Raw genomic sequence first — 17,561 nt, forward strand, 5'->3', positions numbered from 1 at the left:
CCGATGAACTACGTCTTCCGGCGGCTCGGCTTCTACCTGCTGGCCGCGTGGGCCTCGCTCACGCTGAACTTCGTCATCCCCCGGCTCGCGCCTGGCGATCCCGCCTCCGCCATGTTCGCGCGCTTCGAGGGCCGCGTTCAGCCCGAGGCCATGGAGGCCATGCGCGCCGCCTTCGGTTTCACGGACGCGCCCTGGCACGTGCAGTACTTCACCTACCTGAAGCACCTCATGACAGGGGACCTGGGGCTGTCCTACGCGTACTACCCGTCCCGCGTGTCGGAGGTCATCGGCACCGGGCTGGTGTGGACGCTGGGGCTCGCCGGCTGCGCCGTCATCATCAGCTTCGTGGTGGGCTCCATGCTCGGCGTGCTCGCGGCGTGGAACCGCGGCGGGTGGCTGGACTCGGTGGCGGCGCCCGCGTTCGCCTTCCTCGGGGCGTTCCCCTACTTCTGGCTCGCCATGCTGGCCCTGTACCTCTTCGGCTTCGGGCTCGGCTGGTTCCCCCTGCGCCACGCGTACTCGCATGACCTGGAGCCGGGGCTGTCCCTCACCTTCGTGGCGGATGTGGCACGGCATGCGGTGCTGCCAGCGGCCTCCATCGTCGTGGCCACGCTGGGCGGGTGGATGCTGAGCATGCGCAACACCATGGTGGCCACCCTGGGCACGGACACCCTCCGGCTCGCTCACGCCAAGGGGCTGCCGCCGCGCCAGGTGATGCTGCGCTACGCCGCTCGCAACGCGCTGCTGCCCAACGTCACCGGCTTCGGCATGGCCCTGGGCTTCGTGCTGAGCGGCTCGCTGCTGACGGAGATTGTCTTCTCGTACCCCGGCACCGGGTACCTGCTCATCCTCGCCGTGCGCAACCAGGACTACCCGCTCATGCAGGGGCTCTTCCTGGTCATCACCCTGGCGGTGCTCGCCGCCAACTTCGCAGTGGACCTGCTCTGCCTCTGGTTGGACCCGAGGACCCGCGCCCATGCGTGACTCCATCCGACGTCTTCTGCGCCACCGGAAGGCCGCGGTGGGCGGGAGCATTCTGCTCTTCTTCCTCGTCATGGCCCTGGTGGGGCCCTGGCTGGTGGTGGACCCGAGCGACCTGGTGGGCCGTCCCCATCAGCCGCCCTCGAGCGCCCATCTCTTCGGGACGACGGGCCAGGGACAGGACGTGCTCGCGCAGACGGTGGTGGGCGTGCGCGAGACACTCGCGGTGGGCTTCGCGGTGGGCCTGCTCACCACGCTGATCGGCGCACTCATTGGCGTGACAGCCGGGTACATGGGCCGCCGGGTGGATGACGCGCTGTCGCTCACCACCAACGTGTTCCTCGTCATCCCCGGGCTGCCGCTGGCCATCGTCCTGGGCGCGTACCTTCCGTCCGGGCCCATGCGCATGGTGGCCGTGCTCACGGTGGCGGGCTGGGCCTGGAATGCCCGCGTCTTCCGCGCCGAGGCCCTGTCCCTGCGCAACCGGGACTTCGTCGCCGCCGCGCTGGTGGCCGGTGAGAGCCGGACCCGCATCATCGCCCGCGAGTTGCTGCCCAACATGGCGTCGCTGCTCGGCTCCTCGTTCATCGGCAACACGCTCTACGCGGTGGGCGCCCAGGTGGGCCTGGAGTTCCTCGGGCTCGGCGACGTGGGCTCCGTGACGTGGGGCACCAACCTCTACTGGGCCTCCAACGACGCGGCGCTGCTGACGCGCTCGTGGTGGATCTTCGTCCCCACTGGCGTGTGCATCGCGCTAGTGGGCTTCTCGCTGACGCTGCTCAGCTCCGCCATCGACGAGCTGACCAACCCGGCGCTCAAGGCCCCTCCCGCGGTGGCCCCCATCGCCCCAGTGGTGTCCGCCGCGCAGACCGAGCCCCAAGCCCCTGGCGTGCTGCTCAGCGTGCGCGAGCTGTGCATCGACTACGCGACGGAGCGCGGCCCGTCCCGAGTAGTGGACAACGTGTCCTTCGACATCGCGCCCGGAGAGGTGTTCGGCCTGGCCGGCGAGTCCGGCAGCGGCAAGTCCACCATCGGCTTCGGGCTGCTGCGCCTGCTGCCTCCCGCCGCGCGCATCACCCAGGGACGCATCCTCTTCAACGGCACGGATGTCACCGCCCTGGACGCCGAAGCGCTGCGCGCCTTCCGCTGGTCCCAGGTGTCCATGGTGTTCCAGAGCGCCATGAGCGCGCTCAACCCCGTGCTCACGCTGGGCGAGCAGTTCCACGACACGCTGGCGGCGCACGGGCGCACCTCGCGGGCCGCCTCCTACGCCCGAGCGCAGGAGCTGCTCACCATGGTGGGGCTGTCGCCGGACCTGGTGAAGGCCTGGCCGCATCAGCTCTCAGGTGGCATGCGCCAGCGGGTGGGCATCGCACTGGCGCTCGCGCTTGAGCCGAAGCTGGTGGTGATGGACGAGCCCACCACCGCGCTGGACGTGGTGGTGCAGAAGGAGCTGCTCCAGCGAATGCTCGAGCTGAAGGAGCGGCTGGGCTTCGCCGTCCTCTTCATCACCCATGACCTGCCGCTGCTGCTCGCGCTCTCCGACCGCGTGGGCATCCTTCAGGGCGGCAAGCTGATGGAGGTGGACACCTCGCAGCGCCTGCGCACCGGCGCCCGCCACCCGTACACGCAACTGCTGCTGTCGTCCTTCCCCCACCTCACCGCCAGCGACGCGGCCGAGCCGTCTCCGGACCTTTCCCTCGCTGCCAACGGGCCGACGCCTGCTCGGGCCGCGCTCCAAGGAGGCCACCGATGAGCCCGTCCCTGCTGGAGGTCACCGGGCTGGTGCGCAGCGTCCCCGTGGGAGGCTTCCTCTCTCGCTCCCGGCGCACGCTGCTCAATGGCGTGTCGTTCACCCTGGAGCGGGGAGAAATCCTCGCGCTCGTGGGCGAGTCCGGGAGCGGCAAGAGCACGCTGGCCCGGGTGCTCGCGCGGCTGGACACGCCGGACGGCGGAAGTCTGCGGCTGGGGGGCGAGGACGTGCTCGCCGCGGAGAAGAAGGGGGCCTCGCTGGCCTACCGCGGCCGTGTGCAGATGGTCTTCCAGGATCCGTTCGCCTCGCTCAACCCCGTGCACACCGTGGCCCACCACCTGGAGCGGCCCCTGCTGCGCCACGGCCGGGCCACTCAGGCGGAGCTCCAGACGCGCGTCCATGCGCTGCTCGAGTCAGTGGGGCTGACGCCCGCGGAGTCCTTCGCCCGCCGCTTCCCGCATGAGCTGTCCGGCGGTCAGCGCCAGCGCGTGGCCGTGGCGAGAGCCCTGGCGGTGGAGCCAGACGTCATCATCGCGGACGAGCCCACCTCCATGCTGGACGTGTCCACCCGGAGGGGCGTGCTCCAACTGCTGCGCGGCCTGACGCGCGAGCGCGGCATCGGCATCATCTTCATCACCCACGACCTGGCGAGCGCGCGGCATCTCGCGGACCGCGTCATGGTGCTGTACGCGGGCAGCGTCGTGGAGTCGGGGCGGACGGCGGACGTGCTCGCGGCGCCTCGGCACCCGTACACGCGGCTGCTGCTGTCCGCTGTGCCGGATGGCGCGGACTTCTTGCGCGCCCCGCTGCCCGTGAAGGCCGCCACCGGGCCCGTGCCTTCCCAGGGCTGTGCCTTCGCGCCCCGCTGCCCCCAAGCGGACGCGCGCTGCCTCAACACCCTTCCTCCTGAACACCACCCCGCGGCGGACCACGTCGTCCGCTGCCACCTCGAAGCCTCGAAAGGAGTCCTCGACAATGCGGCAGTTTCCTCCTGACTTTCTCTGGGGTGTGGCCACCTCGGCCTTCCAGATTGAAGGTGCCACCGACGCGGATGGGCGCGGCGAGTCCATCTGGGACCGCTTCTGCGCCACGCCGGGCAAGATTGCAGACGGCACGGACGGCAAGGTCGCGTGCGACCACTACAACCGCTGGCGCGATGACGTGGAGCTGATGCGCTGGCTGGGCGTCAAGTCGTACCGCTTCTCCATCGCGTGGCCGCGCATCCTCCCGGCGGGCCGCGGCAAGGTGAACCAGGCGGGCCTGGACTTCTACTCGCGCCTGGTGGACGGGCTGCTCAAGGCGGGCATCGAGCCCTTCGCCACGCTCTACCACTGGGACCTGCCGCAGGCCCTGCAGGACAAGGGCGGCTGGCCCTCGCGTGACACGATGAGCGCCTTCGTCGAGTACACCAACGAGGTGAGCCAGGTGCTCGGCGACCGCGTGAAGCGGTGGATTACGCACAACGAGCCCTGGTGCATCAGCTTCCTGGGCCATGCCAACGGCGAGCACGCGCCCGGGCACAAGAACCAGTGGGGCGAGATGCTCGCCACGGCCCATCACCTGCTGGTGTCGCACGGGCAGGCGGTGTCCGTCCTGCGCTCCAACGTGAAGAACGCCGAGGTGGGCATCACCCTCAACCTGGTGCCCGCGCAGCCCGCCTCGCCCAGCCCCGAGGACCTCGACGCCACGCGCGCCTTCGACGGTAGCTTCAACCGCTGGTTCCTCGATCCCCTCTACGGCCGCGGCTACCCGAAGGACGTGATTGCGGACCACCTGGCGGCCGGCCGCATCTCCTCGGAGACGCTGGACTTCATCCGCGAGGGAGACCTGGAGGCCATCGCCACGCCCACCGACTTCCTGGGCGTGAACTTCTACTCGCGCGGCATCATCCGCAGCGACCGCATCCCCGAGGAGAAGAATGCTCCCCGCACCGTCCACCCCGAGCAGGAGCACACGGACATGAACTGGGAGGTGTTCGCGGGCGGCCTCACCAACCTGCTCACGCGCCTGCACAAGGACTACCAGCCGCCGCGCATCTACATCACCGAGAACGGGGCCGCCTACGCCACCGGTCCGGACTCGGATGGACGCGTGCGTGACACCAAGCGCGCCCACTACCTGAGCACGCACCTGCAGGCGTCCCTGGATGCCATCCGCCAGGGTGTTCCGCTCGGGGGCTACTTCGCCTGGTCCCTGATGGACAACTTCGAGTGGGGCTTCGGCTACCAGAAGCGCTTCGGGCTCGTCTTCGTGGACTACGCCACCCAGAAGCGGATTCCCAAGGACAGCGCCCACCTCTACCGCGCGGTGGTGACCCAGAACAGCCTGGATGTGGAGAAGGCGGCATGAGTTCCCTCACCCTCGTCACGTGTCTGGCCGTAACGCTATCCCAGACACCCACTCCCACCGTTCCGGTGGCGACCGAGTCCACCCCGGCCACGCCCACCGTTCCGGTGGCGACCGAGTCCAAGCCGGCCACGCCCGCCGCTCCGCCGGCCACTCCCGCCCCCGCGCCCGCCACTGACGCACCGGTGGCGGCTCCGCCCGCGTCCCTCCGTCCCACGGCGGCGGCCGTTACTCCCGCGGGAGTGCAGAACGTGCGCGTCCTCCACGACGAGCGCGGCTTCAAGCTCCAGGTGGACGGGCGTGACTTCCCCATCCGCGGCATGAACTGGGGCTACACGCCCATTGGCGAGAACTACCGCTACTCGCTGTGGAACCAGACGGATGACTTCATCCAGGCCGTGCTGAAGCGGGAGATGACGCTGCTGCGCGACATGGGCGTCAACGCCATCCGCCAGTTCGACGACATCCCCCCGCGCTGGGTGGAGTTCATCTACCGGAACTACGGCATCTACACCGTGGTGAACCCGCTGATGGGCCGCTACGGCACCAACGTGAACGGCGTCATGGCGCCGAACACGGACTACTCCAACCCGGCGCACCGCCAGGCGCTGCTCACGGACCTGGCACAGCGGGTGGAGCGCTACCGCGACACGCCCGGCGTGCTGATGTGGATGCTGGGCAACGAGAACAACTACGGCCTGCACTGGACGGGGTATGAGATTCAAGCGCTCCCCGGCCAGGAGGACGCCGCCCGCGCCGAGCACCTCTACTCGCTCATGGGCGAGGCGGTGCGCACCATCAAGGCCCGGGACACGTACCACCCGGTGTCCATCGCCAACGGTGACGTGCAGTACGTGGACCTCATCGCGCGCCACGCCCCCGAGCTGGACGTCTTCGGCGCCAACGTCTACCGCGGTGCCTCCGCGAGAGACTTGTTCGACGTGGTGCTCCAGAAGCTGAACAAGCCGGTGATGTTCACCGAGTTCGGCGCGGACGCGTATGACGCGAAGGCCGGACGCGAGGACCACCTGGCGCAGGCGGACTACCTGCGCAAGCAGTGGGAGGAGATTTACTCGCAGAGCTACGGCCACGGGCGCGCGCAGAACGCGCTGGGTGGCTTCGTGTTCCAGTGGGTAGATGGCTGGTGGAAGATGGGGCAGGAAGCCAACCTCTCCATCCACGACACCACGGCGTCCTGGCCCAACGGCGGATACCCGTCCGACTTCGTTGAAGGCCAGAACAACATGAACGAGGAGTGGTTCGGCATCAGCGCGCTGGGCCCCGAGGACGATGCTGGCATCGCTCGGGTGCAGCCGCGCACGGCCTACTACGTCCTTCAGGCCGCCTTCCGCCTGGACCCGTACGCGCCTGGCACCAACCCCGACACCATCCGCCAGCACTTCGAGGCCATCCGCCCGACGGAGATGTCTCGCGGCTACGAGTCCTCCGTGGCGCTGGCGCGCGCCGAGGAGCTGAGCGTGGTGCGCGTGTCCAACCTGCGGCTGGTGATGGACAGCTCCATGTCGCGCGGGAGCATCGCCACGACGCGGTCCAACGTCGACACGGTGGACCACACCGAGTCCATCTTCTTCGACCTGGCGATGCAGCCGGCCTCCGGTGTGTACGGGCGCGCGTCGTTCAACATCGTAGGCAACGTGGCGCAGAACCGGCTCAACAACCTGTTCTACGAGAACCGCGGCACGCAGGCCGCTCCGACGACCATCGGAGGCACCCCGGCGCCGGGCACGCCCACGGCTACCCCCGGGAGCCAGCCGCTGGGACTGGAGCGCTTCGCCCTGTACCAGGCCGAGTTCAAGTTCGACCGGGACGAGTTCAACCTCGAGGGCTACTACCGCGTCGGCCACACGCACTGGGGCGAGGAGGGTGACTTCTTCAACCTCTACCGCGAGGCGTTCTACGGGCCGAACGTCGACATCTACCACGGCAACGCGCCCTTCGGCGTCGTGTTCAGCGGCAAGAAGGGAATCCTGGAGGGCCTGAAGGTGGCGGTGGGCCCGGAGCTGTACTGGGGCGCCAACCCGTCCTTGGTGGCGAAGTACCGCAAGGGCGTGGGCCCGGTGACGCTGACGCTGGTGCACCAGGAGGACCTGGCCCGAGGCGCGGTGCAGCAGACGGCCTCCGTCATCCGCGAGCGCGTGGCGCGCAGGACGGCGCTGGGCATGGAGTGGAACCGGGGCCCCATGGGCCTGGAGGTGGGTGGCATCTTCTCGGCGCCGCAGCGCATCGGCGAGGAGTTCATCTGGACGCGGCCCACCACCGGACCCAGCTACCTGGACAGCGGCTACGAAGTGCTCCGGGACAAGGTGCAGGTGCTGGACACGCTCGGCGCCAAGGCGCGGCTCACGTATGACCTGGGCATGGTGCGCATGTTCGCCCAGGCGTCGTACCGCGGACTGGTGGCGGACTCGGGCCCCGAGCAGCGCACGGTGCTGACGGGCTGGAGCATGCGCGAGAGCGGCCGCGGCAACCACTACGCCGGCCAGGTGGGCGCGACCGTGCAGCTCGGCACGCTGCAGATTGCCCCCAACGTGCTGTACCAGAAGCCTCTCATCGGGCCCAACCCCACCATCAATGACGCGTTCGAGCGGGAGACGGGCAGGTACTTCCCGGGCGTCAAGCCGCGCAGCGTGCTCACGGACTCCTTCACCGTGTTGGACAACCGCGAGACGCTGGGCGCCGAGCTGCTGCTCACCTTCGACCCGACGCCCGCCACCTGGTTCTGGTCCTGGGACCGGGACATGCGCGAGGACGCCCCCTTCGCCGCGGGCCTGGACATCGTCTACCGGCACCAACCGACGTCGCGTGACGCGGGCATCGCCATCCTCGCCAACGGCAGCATGATCGCCTTCGGCAAGGCGCCGCCCGCCGCCGACGAATGGGAGACGACGCTGCGCGTGGTGGGCAACCCCTCCAAGCGCCTGAAGCTGTACGGCACCGCCATGGTGGGCAACAACCAGTCCTCGGGCGAGGACGCACGGCAGATTCTGCGCTACGGCGTGGACGGCTCCGTGCTGCTGGACACGCTGCTGCTGACGGCGCAGCTCCGGATGAACGACTGGGGACCGTACGACTACCACCGCGTCTTCAACCTCACCTACCCGCTCCAGGCCGGAGGAGACCTGTCGTATGGCCTCAAGAAGCCGGTGCTCGGGGCGGTGACCACCCGCTTCGGTGTGCGCGGGATGGTGCGCATGCTGGACCAATACTCGGAGGGCCTCAGCGCGGCGGCTCTCGCGGAGGGTCTGAAGGGCCGCGAGTACGAGGTGGGCGCGTATGCAATCCTGTCGCTCTTCTGAGGGAGGCCGTATGAAGACGTGGCTTGTGCTGGCCGCGGCCGTGGGCATCTCCGGATGCTACGAGCCCGCCAGCTTCGTGTATGGCGAGTCGCTGAAGGACCTGACGTTCCAGTTCCACAGTCCGAACGTAGGCATCTACCCGGACAACTCGGTGCTGGTGGATCCAAACAACCCCTTCGCGCAGAGCACGCCGGGCGCGGAGACGAAGTGGCAAATCCAATCCAGCGGGGCGCACGTGGCCGCGTTCTACTCGTGGGCCACGCTGCTCGCGCGGGACCCGGGCGGCGAGGCCCAGTTCTACGTGGGCAACACCCTGCTGGCCATCTACCAGAACGGCGCGGCGAGCCAGGAGGACCTGCCCAAGGTGAAGGAGCAGGGCATCCGCGCCTACCAGTCGGTGCTCGACAACTTCCCGGACGCGGTGACGTACGACGCCACGGGGACGATTGCCTATGACCTGGTGACGCCCGCGTACAAGGGCATCGTCGAGATGGGTGGCAAGGTGACGGGCGGCTGGGTGCTGATGAGCACGTCCAACGGCCAGGACAGGGCGGTGAAGCCATGAAGCGCGCGGGATATGCGGTGTTGCTGCTGCTGGCCGCGTGCAGGCCGGACCCGGGAGTGTCGGACTACGAGAACCGGGGGCCGCTGAACCACTCGGACGGAGGCACGGAGCCGGACCCGGAGGTGCTCCCGGGCCCGTTCCCCTACCAGACGGGCCAGCGCCGCCTGGGCGTGGGCTTCTACGAGGGTGGCCGCTCGGATGACATCCCCGTGGATAACACCACCACGTTCGTCTACCTGTACGAGAACACCGTCACGATGGAGCCCTCCGACACTCGCGTGGAGGGCAGGACGGCGGACCTGCTCGTCCACGCGGGCAAGGCGTGGCTGGGGTTCGGCGTGCACTGGAACACGCCGCGCAACCTGAGCACGTGGAAGACGCTGCACGTGAGCCTGCGCTCGTCGGACCCCGGCTTCGCCTCGGTGAAGGTGGGGATGAACTACCTCGACACGACCGACAAGAGCGTGCAGCTCGACGTGGAGAAGTACGGGTACCGGAATGACGGCGAATGGCACCACCTGGCCATCCCGCTGGCGGATTTCACGGCGGGCGGCCTGAAGCTGAACGTCGTCAGCGCCCCGTTCGTATTCATCGCCGGGCAAGGCGCCGCGGCCGACAAGCTGCTGCTCGACAACCTGTACTTCACGGCGGAGTAGGCACGAAGTACCTGACGGCGGCGAGGCCATCCTGGGCCTCCGCCGCCGTCATTTCAGCGAGGCTCGCCGGTGATCGTCTCCGGGATCACCTGGAAGATGGGCGCGCAGATCCACGGAGCCTCCTGCTGCTTCGGAGGGATGACGCAGACCGCCGTCCCGGGGGGTGACTCATTCAAGGGCGCCACGACGAGCTGGCAACCTCCCGGGCAGTCGTACCGCTGGCATCGGCTCGGCTTGTCCATCACCACGCACAAGGACTCCTGCCCCTGCTCGACGACGCCCCGCTCGCGCAGGAGCGCCGTGAGCTGCTCCGAGTCCGGCGCCCCCTCCTGCCGCGCGAGCACCAAGAGACCACTGCCGTCCTTGCACGCGTACCCCACCACTCCGTCGCGCTCCTCCTTCTGGCAGGAGCGGGCCGGATCATCGAAGCGCGGCCGGGGCCTGGGAGTCTCATCCCCGAGCTTCACGTAGCGGTTCACCTCTTCGTGCGGCTCGGTCAACACCAGCCTGGCAATGTTCTCACACCGGGTGATGGCTTCCGGCCTGTCCGCGGGTGCGGCGCAGTCCGTGATGGAGCTGCCCTCCGGCGTGACTCGGCCGAACGTCCGCGCGACATACGGCTTGCCCTCCCACGTGTAGCGGTAGTCGACGCGCATCAACATGATGTCCCGGAGCTGCTGCACGTCCGGGCCCGGCTCGACCGTCAGCTCCGTTCCGGGAACCTCCTCGATGAGGCTGCGCAGCGCGGCCATCCCCTGCGCCACGTCCGTGCGTCCCGGCCGGTTGAAGGACACGAACACCACATCGCCGCACCACACATCGAGCCGCCCCTCCCGCGCCTGGCATCCCTCGAGGGCCTCGGCCAGAGGTGACCGGGAAGCAGTCCCCTGCTGGCCGGGTGCTCCAGGTGTTGCGCAGGCGGAGGCCCCGAGCGCGAGCAAGAGGACCCATGAAGCGGTGGAGTTTCGCAAGGACATCCTCCGAAGGAGTGGCCTCCCTGAATAACAGAAAGGCCGACTGTCCTTTCACCCTTCCACCGCGTGTCGCGGGACTACTCGACGATGACGCTCACCTTGATGTTTCTGACCAGATCAGCCTTGCACTCGGAGAACCCCTCACACGCCTCCACACCGGCCTGCCCCCTGCCGATGACGTTCAAGGTGTAGTGACTGACCTCCACCGCGGGCAGGGTGAAGTGAATGCGGTTGCCATCACGCTGGTACGTCTCTATCTCGATCAATCGCTCTTTTTGGGCGTCCCACAAGGAGAGGTCCACCTCCTCGAGCTGGTCGGTCGCCGGCAACCACTCCAGGTCAACCGCCTGGCCGACGCGAAGCGTGACCTGCTCCTGGCCATTCAACCCGGAGAGGCTCCGTAGCACATGGAGGTTCTGGAAGACCGCGCGCTTGCGCGAGCGGCCATCGGTCAGGAGGTACTCGACGCGTTCCGCCTCCATCGGGGGTTTCGCGCCGGAGAACCAGGGCTCCTCACAGCCGAAGACGCCATCGAAGCTCAGGCTGGAATCTCCCCGGGACTGCATGGGGACGGTGACTCCATTGACGGTGAGCCGGGTGTTGGCGGGAAGGCGGTAGCAGGGAGAGTCGGGATCGGGCCCTCCCCGGTCGTAGGTGAGCTGGATGCTCTCATCCTGCGACGACTCGTACCGGGGATCGGCGACGTTCACGGACATTCTCAGCCCCGAAATGTCCCCCAGGTCCCGGTGACGAACCTCGGGTCCACCACAGGCAGTCACGGCAACGGCGAACAGCGGAAGGAGTTTCTTCTTCATGCGCTCCCCCCTGAGCACGCCCCGTGCCAGACCTGAAAACGAGGGGTTGCGCCGCGCCGCGTAAATGCTGCTGCACAACGTCTGTGCATGCACGGCCGTACCCTGCACTGATGAGAGAATGCGTCTCGAATCCTGCGAAACCGCCAGCCCTTCCGGGCCAGCGCCTCAGGGGCAGGCAGTCAGCGGGTGCGCGGAGTCCGCCTCGAATAGCAGGCTGAAGCGCTCCTTCAGCAGCGGGCAGAAGGCGGCCTGCTCGCTCGAGGAGAGGTGCGTGGAGAAGAGGTTGAACCACTCCACCAGGTTGAACTGCGAGGTGGGAGCCGCCGCGAGCTGTGCGCCCATGGTCCGCTCGGTCTCGATGACGGCGCGAGCCACCCGCTCATGGTCCCCCACGTTCTCGCCGAGCTGCCAGAGCGCCGCCGCGATGAAGGCGCCCATCCCGTGGGGGCCCAGGTCTGCCTCCCCCTCCGGCGTCGTGGCCGTGATGAGCTTCCGGACGTCCGCGTCCCCCATGACGCGAACGACGGACATGTCACGCCCCTCCAGGGCGACACTGTCCGCGATGAAGTCGGCATTGCCCGTCATCGTGCCGGCGAACACATCCGACAGGGCCTCGTTGAGCGCGTCGTACTGGAGCTGGCTCGGCTCGGACCACTCCGTGTCCACGGCTTTGCGCGAGCCATTCTCCGCCAGGAGCGCGAACACGCGGTGCCCGTACTCGTGGGCCAGCACGCCCTGGTTCATGAAGAACGGCACCTCCGGCTTGTAATACACGTGCGGAATGATCTGGAACGCATCGAGCGTCGGCACGTAGCCCGCGTTGTCCGTGAACAGCCAGAAGGTGGGGATGTTCGGAAACGCGAGCTCCACGCGGGGATTGAAGTGGATGTCCATGGGCGTGAGCTCCGCCTCGCCCAGCCCGAGCCGGATGAAGAAGGAGCGGGACTGATCCAACCCCCAGTACGTGGAGGCCATGGCGGCGGTGTCGAAGTCCTCCGGAATCCAGACGCCGTCGCGCACATGGTAGGCGCACAGCGGGGCCTCGCTCCCCTCCACCAGGAAGCCCGCGGAGCCCTGGACGTTGTCCGAGAGAAGCCAGGTAGCTTGAGTCTTCACCGCGCCCAGCGCACCGCGCAGGGTGTGCGCGTCCGCGAGCGTGGAGAACGAGGCGTCGAACTCGCCGTACTCCCCGGTCGCGGGGTTGCGGTTGAAGATGCGGATGGTGACGGGCCCGGACTCTTCGGTCTGGCAGCCAGGAAGCGCGAGCGCGGCCACGAGGGGCAGCAGACGGAGCTTTCTCATGAGGGTCATCCCGGGAAGTCGAGGGGCGCGCTAGAAGCGCCAGTAGAGGTCCACGCCCGCGGTCAGCCAGCGCCCGAGCACCCCGGGGCCGTATCCCACGTCCAGGCGGAAGTTGAAGGAGCGCCCGCTGTATTGGTAGCCGAGCGTGACGGAGGGAGCGTGGGAGAGGTCCGCGTCCAGGGTGCCGCCGCCGTCACGGAGGGCGGTCATCCACGCGGAGCCCTGGGTTCCAGCGCTCAGGATGAGGATGTGATGAGGAGTCACATCGAACTCGAGCTGCGAGCGCAGCACCAGCCAGCTCAGGTCGCTGTTGATGCCGAACCCGGGCAGCAGATCCGGCAGGGCCACCCGCTGGAGACGCCAGAAGCGGTAGCCGGTGCTCAGGTGGGCGGTCAGACGGGGCACGAGCGGCAGCGAGGCGTCCACCTGCCCCGAGAGGAAGAAGACGCGCGAAGCGGGGTTCTCGAACACGTCGCCCAGGAGGAGTCCACCCGAGGCGCTCACCGCCACCGCGAGCCGGGGCGTGGCGAGCACCTGATACTTGAGGCCGAGGTTGGCCAGGGTGAGCGCATCGGCCGCGAGGTACGTGCTCACGTGCAGGCGATCCGTGATGCCGAAGGCGGACTCACGGATGCCGAGCTTCCACTCGAATTGACGGAGGGTGTAGGCGGTGTCCTCGACGAGCGGGTGCTTCTCATCCACGGCCGCGCGGGCGGGCGAGGTGAGCAGGAGCAGCGGGAGCAGGGCGAGGAGGAGAGCGTTCTGACCGGTCATGGCGGCACGCGATGGAAAGGGGGACCGGCTCAGAGCCAGCCGAGCGTCACGGAGAAGAGCGAGTCCAGCCGGTTGCCACGGCTCTGAACCGAGGCCTCGAACCGCACCAGCACTGGCTGGACGTCCGTCTGTAGGCCCACCGCGCCACCGAAGCCGCCGCGGAGGGCGGGCTCCGTGAGCTCGGTGCCGGTGCTCAGATAGCCGGTGGGCCCGGCGCCGAAGGTGAGGCTCGACCCACCGACCGGGAGCACCCAGTGGATGCGTGCATCCAGTGCGTGAAGGGTGGCCATCCCGTCGAACCGATGGTTCCCTGGCTCGACAATGGCGAACTGGTACCCCGCGTCCATCAGCCAGGACGGAGAGAGGTAGTGCAGGGCGCGCAACCCCGGGGACGGGTGCGAGGAGTACCGGCGCGAGGCTCCCTGGGCCTGCCACAGACCGAGCCGGACAGCGGGAATGACGAGGCGCTCGCTGTAGCCCGGCGGCACCGGCGCCTCCACGGCCTCCCCGGCAGCGGCGCTTCCGGAGGCGAGCAGGGAGATCAGGAGCCAGGGCAGCAGGCGCGGTCTCTGTGAAAGGTGGTTCATGAAGGCCCCGGAGGAAACGAATGCATCGGCCTGGCCTGTCCGCCAGCGAGGGGGGCGCCCTATAGCACGCGTGCGCCCTCGAACAAGGTAGCCCATTTCCGCCCCTTGCAAGAGGGCCCCCCATTCCGGCACGCCCCTTCATTTCGGTACACTTGCGTTCCGTAATTCCCATCCATTATCGCTACCTCATGACCGGGGGGCGCGTGGACGAGCGGCTCGCGCGCGGCTTCGTCGAGACAGTCCTGCGCGGACTCGCCCCCAATTCCTCTCACCCGTCGAGCCCTGGAGGTCGTGCGCCATGATGAACCTTTTCTCCGACGACATCCGCCGCAATCCCTTTCCCCTCTATGAGCAGGTGCGGAGCAGCGCTCCCGTCTTCCACATGCCGGACACCGAGATGTGGATGCTCTTCGACTACGAGGGCGTGAAGCGGGCGCTGTATGACCATGAGGCGTTCAGCTCCGTCGTGACGCCGCCAACGGGCAAGGCCCCCGACTGGCTCGTCTTCTCGGATCCACCCCGCCATACCAAGTTGCGCGGCATCATCATGCGGGCCTTCACCCCCAAGTCCATCGCGAGCCTGGAACCGCGCGTCCGGGAGCTGTCTCGCGAGCTCTTGGAGCCCCAGCTCGAGCGCGGGGAGATGGACCTCGCCGCAGACTACTCGAGCCCGCTGCCCGCGATGGTGATTGCGGAGATGCTCGGCATCCCGCTCGTGGATCGGCCGCGCTTTCTGCGCTGGGGCGAGGTCATCATGAACCTGAGCCATACCGTCTCGGGGGGCGAGGAGGCCCAGCGGGCGGTCCAGGAGCACGCCTCAGTGAAGGAGGAGATGCGGGCCTACCTCGCGGATGTGCTCGCGGAGCGGCGGAAGGCGCCCAAGGATGATCTCCTGACCCGGCTCGTCGAGGCCGAGGTGGATGGCGAGCACCTGACGCTGGAGGAGCTCCTCGGCTTCTTCCAGCTCCTGCTCGCGGCAGGCACCGAGACGACCACCAACCTCATCAACAACGCCATCCTCTGCCTGCTCGAGCATCCGGATCAGCTCGCGCGCCTGAGGGCCGAGCCCACCCTGCTGCCCTCGGCCATCGAGGAGGTCCTGCGCTTCCGCTCGCCGGGGCAGATGATGTTCCGAGAGACCAGGCGCGACATCGAGCTGCACGGAGAGGTCATCCCCGCCGGGAAGTTCGTGCTCGCGGTGATTGGCTCCGCGAACCGAGACCCCCTGAAGTTCCACGACGCGGACCGCTTCGACATCACGAGAGATCCCAACCCGCACATCGCCTTCGGGCACGGCATCCACTTCTGCCTCGGGGCGGCGCTCTCGCGACTGGAGGCCCGGGTCGCCCTCGAGGATCTCCTGGCACGGCTGAAGGGCCTCGAGCTCGCGAGCACCGAGCCGTGGGAGCCTCGCAAGGCATTGCACGTGCACGGCCCGAGCCGCCTGCCCATCCGCTTCGCGCCGAGCTGAGGGGGAAGACCCTCACCCCAGCCCTCTCCCAGAGGGAGAGGGGGCATCCGTGTAAGCTCCCCGGCATGCTCCCTTACGAAGCGCTGGAGGCCCTGGCTCGCGAGCGACTGCCCTCCGCCGTGTTCGACTACATCGCCGGTGGCTCCGGCGACGAGGCCACCCTCGCCGACAACACCGCCGCCTGGGCCCGCCTCCGCCTCCGCCCCCGCGTGCTGCGCGACGTCTCCTCCGTCGACACCTCCACCGAGCTGCTCGGCGCCCCGCTCTCCTCCCCCATCCTCGTCGCCCCCACCGCCTTCCACTCCCTCGTCCACCCCGACGCCGAGCTCGCCACCGCCCGCGGCACCCGCGAGGCCGGCTCCCTCCTCGTCCTCTCCTCTCGCTCCTCCCGCCGCCTCGAGGACGTCGCCTCCGCCGCCGGGCCCTGGTGGTTCCAGGTCTACGTCTTCCGCGATCGGGGCCTCACCCGCGCCCTCGTCCAACGCGCCGCTGCCGCCGGAGCTCGCGCCCTCGTCCTCACCGGCGACACCCCCTACGTGGGCCGCAAGCGCCGCAACCGTGGCGACTCCGCCCTTCCCCTGTCCGACGAGGACTTCCTCGCCAACCTCGAGGGCCTCACCCACCGCGCCCTCGCCGAGCAGGCCCCGGACGTCACCTTCCAGGACATCGCCCGCCTGCACGAGGACTCCGGCCTGCCCGTGCTCGTCAAAGGGGTGCTTCGCGCCGATGACGCCCGTGAGTGCCTGTTGCACGGTGCCGCCGGCCTCATCGTCTCCAACCATGGCGGGCGCCAGCTCGACGGTGCCCTCGCCACCGCGGACGCCCTCCCCGAAGTCGTCGAGGCCACGCAGGGCCGCGTCCCCGTCCTCGTCGATGGAGGCGTGCGCTCGGGCCGCGACGTGCTGCGAGCCCTGGCCCTCGGCGCCCGCGCGGTACTGCTCGGCCGGCCCGTGCTGTGGGGGCTCGCGACCGGTGGTGCGGATGGGGTTCGTCAGGTGCTCGACGCGCTGCGTGAGGACACCGCCCACGTGCTCGCGCTCGCCGGCCTATCCAGCCTGTCCGCCGTAGGGGCTGATGCGCTTGCTCCAACCCCCGGACGCTGATCGCATCACGGAAGGCTTGGATCAGAAATCCTGGCTCAGAGCTCCCAGGTCAGCTCGACCACGCTGCTCAGCGGCCCCCTCGGCCGCGCGATGATGCGCGCCGTGCGCGCTCCGGCCTGCTTCAGGTGCGCCTCCAGCGCGCCCTCCACGTACTGCCTCGGCAGGAAGTCGCGCTCGAAGGTGACGAGGGCTCGGTTGTGATCCGAGATGGCCACCGAGATTCCGCTCCCCGCCGGCATCACCACCTTGTAGGCCATGGGGAGGTACTCAATGACGCGCCGAGGCGTCCCCGAGATGAGCACCTGCATCGCCTTGCCCACCTGGCTGCCCAGGAACACCGCCGTCCCCATGTACCCCAGCATCCGCATGGCCTGCTCGAAGCCGCCGGCCGCCGGCTCCATCATCCACGCCGCCCGCCTGGACATCCGCAGGAAGTCCCCGGCCGGATAGGAGAACAAGTCCACGAAGGTGCGCACGCCTCCGCACTCCGACAGGCACTCCTCCACCGCCGCCGAGCCCCGCAGGACGAACATCGCCTCCTTCACGCTCCGGAAGTGCATGCCGCGGATGGTGTCCTGCTGCGAGGCCAGCGACAGGCGGTGCTCCACGTCGAGCTCGGCCCCAGAGCGCCCTGCATGCAAATCTTCGCTGACGCCGCTCATGCCGTGCGCCCTCCCGTTGCCGGCCCCGTTCGGCCCTCCCATCTCCTTAGAGACAGGTTCCTGGCGTCCGTGCACATCCCGGAAATCCTGACACACCCGGGGCCCCAGGTAAAACTCTGCCCCGGGGGTGACCTCCTGGGTGGCTCCGCCAGGGGCTCGCCCGGCCGCTGTTGGTATAGCCGATCAGGCGCTCGACCGAACGCTCCGTGCGGGCTCTCCACCCGGGGTGTGCTCATTTCGAAACCCCCTCTGTCT

Annotated in this window: 15 protein-coding genes; 9 read left to right on the plus strand and 6 right to left on the minus strand. The window is 68.7% G+C overall.

The features are described from left to right. The first annotated feature begins 3 nt into the window (after positions 1 to 3). The 7 genes from OV287_RS53655 to OV287_RS53685 are packed head-to-tail and all read left to right on the plus strand — an operon-like array spanning position 4 to position 9,618. Positions 4 to 984, plus strand: coding sequence for an ABC transporter permease (locus OV287_RS53655; RefSeq protein ID WP_267541848.1), 981 nt, complete (start codon positions 4 to 6; stop codon positions 982 to 984). Beyond that, positions 977 to 2,737, plus strand: coding sequence for a dipeptide/oligopeptide/nickel ABC transporter permease/ATP-binding protein (locus tag OV287_RS53660; protein ID WP_267541849.1), 1,761 nt, complete (start codon positions 977 to 979; stop codon positions 2,735 to 2,737). The genes OV287_RS53655 and OV287_RS53660 overlap by 8 nt, the downstream gene beginning before the upstream one ends. Further along, positions 2,734 to 3,729, plus strand: a complete 996-nt coding sequence (locus OV287_RS53665) for an ABC transporter ATP-binding protein (RefSeq protein ID WP_267541850.1) — start codon at positions 2,734 to 2,736, stop codon at positions 3,727 to 3,729. Before OV287_RS53660 ends, OV287_RS53665 begins: the two co-directional genes overlap by 4 nt. Beyond that, the gene (locus OV287_RS53670) at positions 3,710 to 5,083 is read left to right on the plus strand and encodes a GH1 family beta-glucosidase (RefSeq protein ID WP_267541851.1); all 1,374 of its coding nucleotides are present in this window, start codon (positions 3,710 to 3,712) and stop codon (positions 5,081 to 5,083) included. The genes OV287_RS53665 and OV287_RS53670 overlap by 20 nt, the downstream gene beginning before the upstream one ends. After that, entirely contained in the window at positions 5,080 to 8,397 is a 3,318-nt protein-coding gene (locus OV287_RS53675) for a glycoside hydrolase family 2 TIM barrel-domain containing protein (RefSeq protein WP_267541852.1), read from the plus strand. Before OV287_RS53670 ends, OV287_RS53675 begins: the two co-directional genes overlap by 4 nt. A gap of 10 nt (positions 8,398 to 8,407) precedes the next feature. Further along, entirely contained in the window at positions 8,408 to 8,962 is a 555-nt protein-coding gene (locus tag OV287_RS53680; protein ID WP_267541853.1) for a hypothetical protein, read from the plus strand. Continuing rightward, the gene (locus tag OV287_RS53685; RefSeq protein ID WP_267541854.1) at positions 8,959 to 9,618 is read left to right on the plus strand and encodes a hypothetical protein; all 660 of its coding nucleotides are present in this window, start codon (positions 8,959 to 8,961) and stop codon (positions 9,616 to 9,618) included. The genes OV287_RS53680 and OV287_RS53685 overlap by 4 nt, the downstream gene beginning before the upstream one ends. Before the next feature lie 53 nt (positions 9,619 to 9,671). Here the strand turns inward: OV287_RS53685 and OV287_RS53690 are convergent, their stop codons facing one another. From OV287_RS53690 to OV287_RS53710, 5 genes are all read right to left on the minus strand, one after another. Continuing rightward, positions 9,672 to 10,589: a hypothetical protein gene (locus tag OV287_RS53690; RefSeq protein WP_267541855.1), complete on the minus strand. Its 918-nt coding sequence runs from the start codon at positions 10,587 to 10,589 to the stop codon at positions 9,672 to 9,674. Between the two features lie 80 nt (positions 10,590 to 10,669). After that, positions 10,670 to 11,407 carry a hypothetical protein gene (locus OV287_RS53695; protein WP_267541856.1) on the minus strand — a complete coding sequence of 246 codons (738 nt, stop codon included), beginning with the start codon at positions 11,405 to 11,407 and terminating at the stop codon, positions 10,670 to 10,672. Between the two features lie 165 nt (positions 11,408 to 11,572). Continuing rightward, positions 11,573 to 12,709, minus strand: a complete 1,137-nt coding sequence (locus OV287_RS53700; protein ID WP_267541857.1) for a gluzincin family metallopeptidase — start codon at positions 12,707 to 12,709, stop codon at positions 11,573 to 11,575. Positions 12,710 to 12,739: 30 nt separating this feature from the next. Continuing rightward, entirely contained in the window at positions 12,740 to 13,483 is a 744-nt protein-coding gene (locus tag OV287_RS53705; protein WP_267541858.1) for a hypothetical protein, read from the minus strand. Positions 13,484 to 13,512: 29 nt separating this feature from the next. Beyond that, entirely contained in the window at positions 13,513 to 14,070 is a 558-nt protein-coding gene (locus tag OV287_RS53710) for a hypothetical protein (RefSeq protein ID WP_267541859.1), read from the minus strand. 298 nt (positions 14,071 to 14,368) lie between these two features. Between OV287_RS53710 and OV287_RS53715 the strand changes: the two genes are divergently transcribed. Next, a complete protein-coding gene (locus OV287_RS53715) occupies positions 14,369 to 15,541 on the plus strand; it encodes a cytochrome P450 (RefSeq protein ID WP_267541860.1) in 1,173 nt (390 codons plus the stop codon). 65 nt (positions 15,542 to 15,606) lie between these two features. Further along, the gene (locus OV287_RS53720) at positions 15,607 to 16,644 is read left to right on the plus strand and encodes an alpha-hydroxy acid oxidase (RefSeq protein WP_267541861.1); all 1,038 of its coding nucleotides are present in this window, start codon (positions 15,607 to 15,609) and stop codon (positions 16,642 to 16,644) included. Positions 16,645 to 16,679: 35 nt separating this feature from the next. On the opposite strand, the gene OV287_RS53725 is transcribed toward OV287_RS53720, so the two are convergent. After that, positions 16,680 to 17,306, minus strand: a complete 627-nt coding sequence (locus OV287_RS53725; protein ID WP_267541862.1) for a TIGR02265 family protein — start codon at positions 17,304 to 17,306, stop codon at positions 16,680 to 16,682. Between the last annotated feature and the right edge of the window lie 255 nt (positions 17,307 to 17,561).

It is taken from the genome of Archangium lansingense, from assembly GCF_026626635.1.
GTDB lineage: Bacteria > Myxococcota > Myxococcia > Myxococcales > Myxococcaceae > Archangium > Archangium lansingense.